The 10,207-nt window shown below is 48.8% G+C and carries 11 protein-coding genes and 1 tRNA gene; 6 read left to right on the top strand and 6 right to left on the bottom strand.

What is annotated here, in order from left to right; translation table 11 throughout:
• Both Q0274_RS04750 and Q0274_RS04745 read left to right on the top strand, forming a co-directional pair.
• Nucleotides 1–499 (top strand): SPASM domain-containing protein (locus tag Q0274_RS04750; RefSeq protein ID WP_298028064.1); only part of this gene is annotated, 499 nt, incomplete at its 5' end.
• Between the two features lie 127 nt (nucleotides 500–626).
• A tRNA-Glu gene (locus tag Q0274_RS04745) sits at nucleotides 627–703 on the top strand.
• A 55-nt stretch (nucleotides 704–758) separates the two neighbouring features.
• Here the strand turns inward: Q0274_RS04745 and Q0274_RS04740 are convergent.
• From Q0274_RS04740 to Q0274_RS04715, 6 genes are read right to left on the bottom strand one after another with little or no spacing between them, the layout of a single operon-like run.
• Nucleotides 759–1,535 (bottom strand): energy-coupling factor ABC transporter ATP-binding protein, encoded by a 777-nt coding sequence (locus Q0274_RS04740; RefSeq protein WP_298028061.1) that lies wholly within the window; start codon nucleotides 1,533–1,535, stop codon nucleotides 759–761.
• Nucleotides 1,532–2,179: an energy-coupling factor transporter transmembrane component T gene (locus Q0274_RS04735; protein WP_298028060.1), complete on the bottom strand. Its 648-nt coding sequence runs from the start codon at nucleotides 2,177–2,179 to the stop codon at nucleotides 1,532–1,534. Before Q0274_RS04735 ends, Q0274_RS04740 begins: the two co-directional genes overlap by 4 nt.
• Nucleotides 2,176–2,817, bottom strand: a complete 642-nt coding sequence (locus Q0274_RS04730) for a hypothetical protein (protein WP_298028057.1) — start codon at nucleotides 2,815–2,817, stop codon at nucleotides 2,176–2,178. The genes Q0274_RS04735 and Q0274_RS04730 overlap by 4 nt, the downstream gene beginning before the upstream one ends.
• Entirely contained in the window at nucleotides 2,814–3,413 is a 600-nt protein-coding gene (cbiM, locus tag Q0274_RS04725) for a cobalt transporter CbiM (RefSeq protein WP_298028055.1), read from the bottom strand. The genes Q0274_RS04730 and cbiM overlap by 4 nt, the downstream gene beginning before the upstream one ends.
• Complete coding sequence (locus Q0274_RS04720) at nucleotides 3,403–4,167, bottom strand: hypothetical protein (RefSeq protein WP_298028054.1); 765 nt, start codon at nucleotides 4,165–4,167, stop codon at nucleotides 3,403–3,405. Before Q0274_RS04720 ends, cbiM begins: the two co-directional genes overlap by 11 nt.
• A 12-nt stretch (nucleotides 4,168–4,179) precedes the next feature.
• Nucleotides 4,180–4,929 (bottom strand): DUF4198 domain-containing protein, encoded by a 750-nt coding sequence (locus Q0274_RS04715; protein WP_298028053.1) that lies wholly within the window; start codon nucleotides 4,927–4,929, stop codon nucleotides 4,180–4,182.
• A gap of 140 nt (nucleotides 4,930–5,069) precedes the next feature.
• Between Q0274_RS04715 and serS the strand changes: the two genes are divergently transcribed.
• From serS to Q0274_RS04695, 4 genes are read left to right on the top strand one after another with little or no spacing between them, the layout of a single operon-like run.
• A complete protein-coding gene (gene serS / locus Q0274_RS04710) occupies nucleotides 5,070–6,320 on the top strand; it encodes a serine--tRNA ligase (RefSeq protein WP_298028051.1) in 1,251 nt (416 codons plus the stop codon).
• A gap of 7 nt (nucleotides 6,321–6,327) precedes the next feature.
• Entirely contained in the window at nucleotides 6,328–7,116 is a 789-nt protein-coding gene (locus tag Q0274_RS04705) for a hypothetical protein (protein ID WP_298028050.1), read from the top strand.
• Complete coding sequence (gene rsfS, locus Q0274_RS04700) at nucleotides 7,113–8,774, top strand: ribosome silencing factor (protein ID WP_298028048.1); 1,662 nt, start codon at nucleotides 7,113–7,115, stop codon at nucleotides 8,772–8,774. Before Q0274_RS04705 ends, rsfS begins: the two co-directional genes overlap by 4 nt.
• A 9-nt stretch (nucleotides 8,775–8,783) precedes the next feature.
• Nucleotides 8,784–10,151, top strand: coding sequence for a sodium-dependent transporter (locus Q0274_RS04695; protein WP_298028046.1), 1,368 nt, complete (start codon nucleotides 8,784–8,786; stop codon nucleotides 10,149–10,151).
• Nucleotides 10,152–10,207: the final 56 nt, after the last annotated feature.

The raw sequence follows: 10,207 nt of genomic DNA, 5'->3' as shown, positions 1-10,207 counted from the left end.
TATTGATGAATTTCTAGAGTTGAGAAAACTTGGAATTTATGAAGATAGAATGATGAGAAAGGTAAAATCCTTTGCAAAATCAAGCGTTTATTTTTCGGATTGTGCAGCCACAAGCGGCGGGCAGATTGTAATTGCGGCAAACGGAGATGTGGGAATTTGCCAAGGCTGCTTGTATGATAGAAAATATTTTGTAACAAATGTTTTGGATGAAAATTTTAATCCGACGACCAATGAAATTTGGCAAAGATTTCGCCATCTCTCGCCGCCCGAAAAGGATGAATGTCAAGAATGTGAAGCTCTTGGCATTTGTGGCGGCGGCTGTCCGATAAGTGCGGCAAACGAAAAAGCAGGCAATACGATTGATTCTTTGGATAGGAGATTTTGTATTCACGCAAAAGAGAGTTTAAAATTTCTAATCTCCGACCTGCATAGGATCGTAACAAAAGGCGAAAATAGCGAAATTTATGAAAAATGCGAAGTTGAGAAATTAACGAAATAGTGTTTTACAAACCGTGAATATTTTATATATTTTAGCATTATGGCGTCATTAATAACCTTTAAGAGCTTGTAGCCAATTTAGGTATTTTATCTAAAATTTTGTTTTTGTCGCTATAATGCGACTTCTTGACCTTTTCGTCTAGTGGCTCAGGACGTTGCATTCTCAGTGCGAAAACGCGTGGTTCAAATCCCGCAAGGGTCGCCATTATGGACTTGTACAAGCTCCCTGATTTTAAACGATAAATTTATCTATGATTTTATCATAGGCTTTCATACAGCCCGTCTGATTTCAAATAATAGATTTTATCCGCGATTTTATCGATGAAGTTTTTATCGTGCGAAACGATGATCTCGCTTACGTCAAGCTCCGCCAAAATCCCCGCCACACGCTCCTGCATCGCCTCATCAAGCGCCGTCGTAGGCTCGTCCAGCAGTAGTATCCTAGGCTCGCACACCAACGCGCCCGCAAGCGCCACCAGCTTTTTCTCGCCGCCGCTTAGATGAAAGGGCACCCGCTCGCGCAGATGTTCGATGCCTAAACGCCGTAGCGTCTCCAGCACCTTACGCTCGATCTGCTCTTCGCCTAAAATTTCAAGCTTTTTTAGATGGTCGTTTTCGCTGCCCTGCCTTAAAATTTGCGCCTTACGGCTAAAAAATTTAGAAAAAATTCCACGCCTTAGCTCCGCATTTCGCGCTCGTTTTAACCGCTCATTTTGCGCACGCAGGCTAAATGCGACGTCCTCAAACACGCTCGCGCACAAAAATTGATCGTCGCTGTTTTGAAACAAAAACCCGATCTCGTGGCGAAATTTTGCAAAATCCTCCGCGCACTCGAGCTTCTCGCCGAAAAGTTCGATTTCGCCCTCGCCCCATTGCCTTAGGCCGCCTAAAATTTGAAGCAGGCTCGTCTTGCCCTGCCCGTTCGCGCCCAAGATCGCCACTTTTTCCTTATGCCCTACGCTCAAATTTACGCCGCGAAAAATTTCTCGCTCGCCGTTTTTAGCGCTTAAATCCAGCGCCTTAAGCGAACAGCTCATAAGATAGCTCCGATTTTAACAGATACGCACGCCAGCACGAACGCCAAAAACGAGGCCTCCGAGATGCTCAAGCCCTCGCGACGTTCGTAAAATAGCCTACCGCAAAATCCTCGCGCGCTCATCACCAGGCTTAAATTTCTTGCTTGCTCAAGTGCCGAAATCGCTAAAATCCCGATCAAATTCGCATAAATTTTATAGGTGAAAATTCCGCTCGTCCCTACAAATCCGCGCATCCGCAAAAGTGCTTGCAGTCTCGCCAGATCCGAGCGTAAAAAATTTACGAATCGCCCACAGCAATACACCAAAGAGCTTAGCTTTTCGCCGAGCCCGAGCCCGTAAAATCCGCGCGCGAAAAAATATTCGTCTTTGCCGTAAAATAGCAAAATTGCAAACGCCATTATCAAATTCGCGCGTAAAAATATCACGCCCGCAAGCTCGTAGTTGCCGACTATGGCGGGGCTTAACGCGCTTAAAATAGCAAAGATATTTAATACTGCAAGCCTTGTGCAAACCGCGCGCGCAATCGGAATTTTAAGCGCAAAAAGAAGTAGCGGCGGGGCAAAAAACGTCGCATAAAGCTGCCCGCTAAGTCCGACGCCGAAGCTGAAGATAAAAAACGCGAGCAGTGATACGGCGGGGCTCATTTGCGCGCTCTTTTCGCTAGCCACATTAAGCCAAAAAAGCCGAAAATCAAGGCCAAACAAAGCGCGATTTTAGGCGCCTCGGCGGACTGGTTTTGAAACGCCAGGCTCCTAATATCGCCCTTAGGGCTTTCTTTTGGCAAGATGCTTTGCGAGGCGGAATTTTGCAAAGGCTTTGAAGCGCTTGAAATTTTATCTTTAGACACACTGCCTTTCGGCGCAATATTTTCGGACGCGCTGTCTTTAGCTGCGGAATTTTTAGCGTCGCCTAAATTTTGCGGCATAGGATTTTCAGAAACGTTAGAATTTTGTGACGTGGAATTTTCAGGATCACCGGAATTCTGCGGCACAAAGTTCTCGGCGCTAAATTCCATCTGCGCGCCGTGCCCTGCACCTCCGTAAATTTGAATAGTAAAATTTTTAGCCGGGATCTTTATGCTCGCAAGTCCCTCTTTATCGGTCCTAGTGCGTAAAATTTCGCGCCCATCCGCACTGATTAAAACTTCGCATTCCATGCAGGGAGAATTTTTATAAAAATAGCTATAAATCTCCACTCTATCGCCCTCTTGCGTCGCGAAAAGATGAAGCGCATGCGAAAATGCAAAGGAGGTCAAAACCGTTAATAACAATAGTGCTCTCATCGCCTCTGTCCGCCGTAAAATTTCGTAATAAAGCTAAGCGCAAAAAGTGTGATGATCCCTTCTAAAACAGCCAGGATCGCACCTTCGAGCGAGATAAGCGTCGCGATAGCAAAAAACTCCCGTCCGCTGATGAAAAGCACGAGATCAAGAAGTAGCATCGAGCAAACAATCGGCACGAAACCCGCCAAAAATAGATAAATTTTTTGCATGCGCGCTTTTAGCTCTTGCGCTTTTGCGGCGGCGGCAAAGAGCCCGCCCAAAACCGCCGGAAAGCCGATGACTGCGGTATTTACGCCGAGCACGCTAAGCCCTCCGAAGCCGAAAAATACCCCTTGCAAAAACAGCGCGACGAAAATCGCCAAGATCGCGCGCGAGCCCAAAAACGCGCCCACGAGCCCGCTTAGCATCAAATGCATGGAGCTGACGCCCACGGGCAGGTGCACGAAAGATGCGACGAAAAACAGCGCGCTAAAACATGCGATCCTCGGGATTTCAGACTGCCTTACGCGCCATAAAATCGCCGCCACGGCAGGCGCCGTAACCGCCCAGCCAGCTAGCAGCACGGGCGCACTCAAAACTCCTTCGCTAATGTGCATGACTCGCCTCCTTTAAATCGCTCCCGTTTTTTAGACGCGCAAAAACGCGGGAGCTAGTTAAATTTAAGGCATTTGCGACCTTTGCGATAATTGCCTTGATTGCTACAGGCCTTGCTTTTACGGCTTTAGTCGCGGCAAAATTTGCGGCTTGCGTCCTGTTTGCGGCAGCTGTCAGCGCAAGACTCGGAGCGGTCTCAAAACCGTTTGCGGAACCGGTAAATTTGATAAATTTTACGGCTTGCATGGCGCAAGAATTTTCGCTTGCTACATTTGCAGGAGCGGCAAGTGGATTTCGCGATGCAAAATTTAAAGCTCCGAGCGATCTTGATACGATGCTTGTGCGGTAAAATAGGACCTGCGAAATTTTAAAAGGCAGGGTTTGCAAAATTTCAAAAAGCGAAATTTTGCGCGCGGGTATTTTACGCTCATAAATCCACGGATATGAAATTTTACGGCTCGAAGCTCCTAAGAACGGATTTCTACCGAGCAAAATTTTACACAGCAGAGCTTCGTTACTTAAAATTTTACTCGGCGAAATTCTGCTCCGTAAATCTTTAACCAAACCCCGAGACTCAGACTGCGCGCGGGTGCAAAACAACAAAATTCTGCCCCGTAAAATTTTAGCCGCAGAATTCGCTGGAAATTCTACGCTCAAAAGCAAAACGTGCGAAAATAAAATTTCAAAGCCCTGCCTAAGCGTAAATTTAAATTTATCCGCAGCGACGCAAATTTCGCCCGAAAAAAGAGATCTCACCGAGCCGCTCCGTTATTTTTTCAGCTCGTCTGCTTTGATCCAAAGCACGGCGCCCAGCTCATTTACGGGCTGCTCGCTTCCTTTGGCAGCTTCCTCTTCGCTAAGAGCCGCAAAGCCCCACCAGCCGGCAACCGGCATCACGAAGCTAAACTCGCCTGCGCCGTTAGTTTTAACGACCTGCGTGACATGCGCCTCGCTAGGGGCTTTGTAGCCTTTATCGTTATATAGCTCGATCTCCACGTCCGCGCCCGGGACGGGCTTTCCGTGCAGTAAAAAAACTCCGCTAAATATCTCGCCCGCATACAGCGCATAAGGCCGCACTAGCGGCACGATCTCCGCCTCTAGCCCGAGCGGCTTATCCCAGCCTTCGCCCGCGCCGTAAGCATCGACATAGGTTTTGGTGATATGGCGAATCATCTTGCGCTCGGCCGGCTCGGCATAGGGTTTCGGATCGAAATAAAACGCTAAAAGTGATGGCTTGTCAGCTTTAAATTCCGCCGCAAAATAGGAATTTTCACCCTTTTTCTGCTCTTTTAGGCTGCTTAGGAGCGATTTTTTCTCGCCATCAATAAAAACGCCGAATTCTGAGGGCTTTTGTAGATTCATAGACTCCTGTAAAAACGGATGGGAGAATTCCAAATTTAGCTTTAAAGTAGCGTCTTTTTGATTCTCTACTACATTTTTATCCGTCGTAAGAACGCCGAAATGTGCGAACGCAAGGCTCGCCGCGAAAATTCCTAAAAAAGCAAATTTTGCCTTCATGTAATACCTTTCATAATAAAATATTACGGAATTGTATCACTTTTTTTCATCCGTATTGCTTAAATGTGGGTTTATTTTGAGTATTTAAAGCAAACTTTGGTTAAAATGTCGCAATTTAAATTACCAAAAAGAGGCAGAAAATGATAAATTTAAAACTTATCGAGACGAATTTCGACGAATTTAATAAAAAACTCATCGCCAAAAAAGTCCCGCCGCAAACCCTGCAAACGCTACTAGATGCCTACAACGAGCTAAAATCTAAAAAGACGGAGTTAGAGAATCTTCAAGCTGTGCAAAACGCAAAGAGCAAGGAGCTCGGCCTCGCCGCACGCGAGGGCAAGGACGTAGGCGCGCTAAAATCGCAGCTTGAGGAAAACAAGCAAAAGATCCAAAACCTAAGCGAGCTAGTAAACGAGCGCGAGCAGAGCCTAGAAGCGATCGCCGCGTGCGTGCCGAATATCATCGACGACGACGTGCCGATCGGTGCGGACGAGAACGAAAACGTCTGTATCAAAAAGGTGCTGCAGCCGCGCACGTTCGACTTCGCGCCCAAGCAGCACTTCGATCTCGGCGAGGCGCTGAGATGGCTTGATTTCGAGCGCGGCGTTAAACTCAGCGGCAGTCGCTTCACCGCGATCCGCGGGCTGGGCGCAAAACTGAATATGGCTCTCATCAATTATATGATCGAATTTAACAACTCGCGCGGCTTCGAGCTCGTAAATATGCCGTTTTTGGTGCGCGATCAGATCCTCTACGGTACGGGTCAGCTGCCCAAATTTAAAGACGACCTCTACCGCGTTGACGACGAGGAGCAAAACCTCTACCTCATCCCTACGAGCGAGGTTACGGCGACAAATCTCTTCAACGATGAAATTTTACGCAGCGAGGAGCTGCCGATCAAGCTCACCAGTTACAGCCACTGCTTTCGCAAGGAAGCGGGCTCGGCGGGGCGCGATACGCGCGGCATGATCCGCCAGCATCAGTTCGAAAAAGTCGAGCTCGTCGCCATCACGCGCCCAGAGGATAGCGCAAAGATGCTTGAGGAGATGATTTCGTGCGCGAGCGATCTGTTAAGCAGCCTTGGCCTTCCGCACAGACACATGCTGCTTTGCAGCGGCGATCTGGGCTTTAGCGCCGCAAAAACCGTGGATTTGGAGGTTTGGCTGCCGGGGCAGAACCAATACCGAGAGATCAGCTCGATCAGCAACTGCCGCGATTTTCAGGCGCGCAGAGCCAAGATCCGCTTCAAAGACGGCAAGAAAAATAGCCTGGTTCACACGCTAAACGGCTCCTCGCTCGCGGTCGGCCGCACGCTGATCGCGGTGATGGAAAACTACCAGCGCAAAGACGGCAACATCGAAATCCCGCGCGTTTTAGAAAAATATATGTAGGCGGCCCGTGCGAAAGCCTTACAAAAGCCCAAATTCTAACGCCCGCTTCGCCCCCGCAGGGTTTTGCGCGGAAAAATTCAAAAAGCACAGCGTTAAATTTTTCGCGCCGCAAAACGCGGGATTTTTTGCAACAAAATTTGGTAGCACGAAATTTTACGGCACAGAGCCCAGGGTGCGCGATGCCGAGTTTCGCGATTTTAAATTTTGCAATGAAACGCTTCGTCATACGCGACAAATTCGGCAATCACGGCACTCGCATTTTAAATTTCACGACGAGAAATTTAATGGTGCAAATTTTACGGCCTGCAGAACGGAATTTTTAAGAGCGAACTTTCGTAGCGCGGAATTATGCAAATCAAAATTTATGGCACGCGGCGTCAAATTTTACAAAGCAGAATTGCGCGAGACGGGCTTTTCAGCTTGCATTGCGAAATTTTATGCAGCTAAATTTCACGGCGCGAAATTTCACGAGATGAAGTTCCAGACGCTAAATTTAAAGCTTAAAATGAAATTTAACGCAGCGAAATTCGACGAGATAAAATTCCGCGATGGTGCGCTTTTAAAATTTGCCGCCGCAAAAGGGCTACGACGCAGTCCTAGTCTTTGCGCCGCTGCGCCCTTTAAATTTATCGCGCTGCAAAACGCAGGATTTTTTGCAACAAAATTTGACGAAGCAGAATTTTACGGCGTGAAATTTCATAAAACAAGATTACGCCGCAAAAAATTTTATGCCACAGAATTTGCGGCGAAGTGCGAGAAATTTTGCGGCATGAAACGGCGCGGAGCGGGCGCGTGAAGATCGCGCTTTTCGGCGGTAGTTTCGATCCGCCGCACGCAGGACACGCCGCCGCGGTAAAGGCGATCTTATCAAGCCTAAAGCCCGATTTGCTGATCACAATGCCGTCGTTTCTAAACCCGTTTAAAAAGAGCTTTTCGGCGCCTCCGCAGCTGCGGCTTAGATGGTGCCGCGCGCTGTGGAGCGACACCCCGGGCGTGGAGGTAAGCGATTATGAAATTTCGCAAAACCGCTCGGTACCCACGATACAAAGCGTGAAATTTCTGCTCGAAAAATATGGCGCAAGCGGCAAAATCGCGGCGGAAACGGCAGCCTCGGCGAGCAAAACTCAAGCGGCCATAGCGGATAAGGCTCTACCTAACGGCGCAAATATCGCGAATAAAATTTCTGCCGGTGCTTATACTCCTGGCAATGCAGACGAAATTTTACCCAAGAAGACGGACGGGGCTTTGTCGTGCGGCATAGCTAAAATTTCAAGCGACGATGCCTGCACCGCCGTTAATACGGATAGAGTAAGTATCTCTGACAACGCAAAAAACAAAATTCTGCAAGGCAGCGTGGCAGATGAAATTTTGATCTGCGATGGAAGTGAAACAAAGGGGATTTCGCAAAGCACGGTGAGTGGAATTTCGGGCGGCTGTAAAAGTAATGCGGGCGGTGCAAACGACGTAAGCAAAATTTTAAGTGCAGATAAAATTTCAAGCGTCGTCGCAAGCAAAGTGTCCGACATCGGCATGAGAGAAATTTCAAACTCCGTCGGGGGCGAAATTTCGAGTACTAGCAAAATTCCGAGCGCTGTCCGGAACGAAATTTTAAGCGCGAATAAAATTTTAAGCGCAGACGCGAGCGAAATCACAAATACAAGCGTAATTTCAAGCTCCGTTGCAAGCGAAATTTCAAGCGGCAATGCGAATTGCATGGCCGACGCAGGCAACGCAAATTTCGCGGGTAGCAGCTCAAATAGCGCAGGTGACACAGGCAGCGTAAATGATGCGGATGACGCGAGCGATGTGAGTAGTGCAGATGAAGCAAGCAAAGCAAACAGCGCGAACCATACAGACACAGCACCAAAGCTCTACATCGTCGTGGGCGCCGACAACCTAGCCGAGCTTCATAAATGGCGCGATTTTAGCGAGCTGCAAAAATTAGCGGAGTTTGTCGTGCTTACGAGGCCCGGCTACGAGATCCCGCGGCAGTGGGCGGACCTAAAGCGGATCGAGATTGCCGTAGATGCGAGCTCAAGCGGTTTTAGGCGAGATTTCAAAGGCGAAATCCCGCCCAAGATCGCAGCAGAGGTCATAAAATTTTATAAAAGGAAAGATATGCAAGATCCAAAGCAAAGGGCGGAAAAGATCGCCGAAATTTTAAACGAAAAGAAAGCCGAAGACGTCCAGATCATCGATATGGAGGGGCGCGAATATATCGCGAAATTCGTAGTTATCGCCACTATGCTGACCGCCCGCCACGCAGCCTCGCTCATCGAGGAGCTAAAAAGCGTGCTTAAGCCGCTTGGGGAGGAGTTTTTGGCTATCGAAAGCGGCGATGAGTGGAGCGTCGTCGATCTCGGCGACATCATAGTCCATCTCATCAGCGAGGCTTACCGCGCCAAATACAATATCGAGGACTTCCTCGACAAGCTCAAAAAAGAGCAATTTTAAGGAGGGAGCGTGCCGAGACAGACCTGGAGCAGCAAGCTCACATATATCTTAACCGTCGCAGGCGCCACGATCGGCTTTGGCTGCACGTGGAGGTTTCCGTATCTAGTCGGCGAAAATGGTGGCGGCGCCTACGTTCTCGTGTTTTGCATCGCAATGATCGTGCTTGGAATCCCGATGATCTTAGTAGAAAACGTCATCGGACGTCGCGCGCTAAGAAACTGCGTCGATGCCTTTGCAGCGCCTAAAAAGGACGGCTCGTGCATAAAGCCCGCATGGAAGATCGTAGGCATCATGGGCGTAATCGGCGCGTTTGGAATTTTAGCCTACTATATGGTCCTCGGCGGCTGGGTGCTAACCTACATCGTAAACATCGTAAGCGGCAACTTCGACCTCTCCGCGCGGATCACCGACCCCGCATTCACGCAGAAATTCTACGCAGATCATATCGAAAATAGCCCGCTCGGCGTCGGAGCTTACACGATCGTTTTCATAGCGATCAACTGGTACATTTTGAAAAACGGCATCATCGAAGGGATCGAAAAATTCGTAAAATTTCTAATGCCCGCGCTATTTTTGTGCTTCATAGCGGTGATCCTTACGAATTTAACGCTGGAAGGCGCAAAGGAAGGCGTGAAATTTTACCTCGGCGTCGATTTTGCAAAGATCACGCCCAAGCTTTTGATCGACGTTTTGGGGCAGGTCTTTTTCGCGCTCTCACTCGGTTTCGGCGTGATGATCACGCTGTCTAGCTTTTTAAACAAAGACGAGAAGCTGATGCAAACAGCCACCATCACCGCAGTCGTAAACACGCTCATCGCCGTGCTTGCGGGCTTTATGATCTTCCCGTCGCTCTTTAGCGCAGGGCTTGAGCCGAGTAGCGGCTCGTCGCTAGTTTTTAAAAGCCTGCCGATCGCGTTTTCGCACATGCCGTTCGGCAACGCCGTCGCGGTGGTCTTTCTCTCGATTTTGCTCATCGCCGCGCTTACGACGTCCATCACGATCTATCAGGTCATCATAAATTTCGTCGAGGAGCGCTTCGGATTTTCAACGTTAAAGGCGGTAAATTTAACGCTCGGCGGCGTCTTCGTGCTCGGCAACCTGCCCTGCATACTCTCAAGCAGCGTGCTTGCGGACGTTAAAATTCTGGGGCGCTCGGTTTTCGACGCCTTCGACTTCGTAAGCGCGAACGTCTTTTTCGTGCTAACAGCGCTGCTGTGCTGCATCTACGTGGGCTGGGTGCTGAAAAAGGACGCGATCTACGAGCTCACCAACGAAGGCGATTTGAGCGCGAGGCTCGCGGGAGTTTGGTTTTTATATGTCAAATTTATCCTGCCGCTCATCATCGCGGTGATCTTCGGGTACGGAATTTTCGGCTAAATTTAAAGCCGCAAGAGTTTTAAATTTTAAATTTGTCCGCGGCGGTGCGGCGAAAT

The organism is uncultured Campylobacter sp., from assembly GCF_937973075.1.
Taxonomy (GTDB): domain Bacteria; phylum Campylobacterota; class Campylobacteria; order Campylobacterales; family Campylobacteraceae; genus Campylobacter_B.
Note: the sequence above shows the minus strand (reverse complement) of the source record. Positions and strands in the feature narration are given on the sequence as shown.

What these genes read in the sequence shown, in the direction of transcription:
- Q0274_RS04740 (WP_298028061.1), bottom strand. Translation starts at nt 1,535, where the DNA reads ATGAGCTGTTCGCTTAAGGCGCTGGATTTAAGCGCTAAAAACGGCGAG.
- Q0274_RS04735 (WP_298028060.1), bottom strand. Translation starts at nt 2,179, where the DNA reads ATGAGCCCCGCCGTATCACTGCTCGCGTTTTTTATCTTCAGCTTCGGC.
- Q0274_RS04730 (WP_298028057.1), bottom strand. Translation starts at nt 2,817, where the DNA reads ATGAGAGCACTATTGTTATTAACGGTTTTGACCTCCTTTGCATTTTCG.
- cbiM (WP_298028055.1), bottom strand. Translation starts at nt 3,413, where the DNA reads ATGCACATTAGCGAAGGAGTTTTGAGTGCGCCCGTGCTGCTAGCTGGC.
- Q0274_RS04715 (WP_298028053.1), bottom strand. Translation starts at nt 4,929, where the DNA reads ATGAAGGCAAAATTTGCTTTTTTAGGAATTTTCGCGGCGAGCCTTGCG.
- serS (WP_298028051.1), top strand. Translation starts at nt 5,070, where the DNA reads ATGATAAATTTAAAACTTATCGAGACGAATTTCGACGAATTTAATAAA.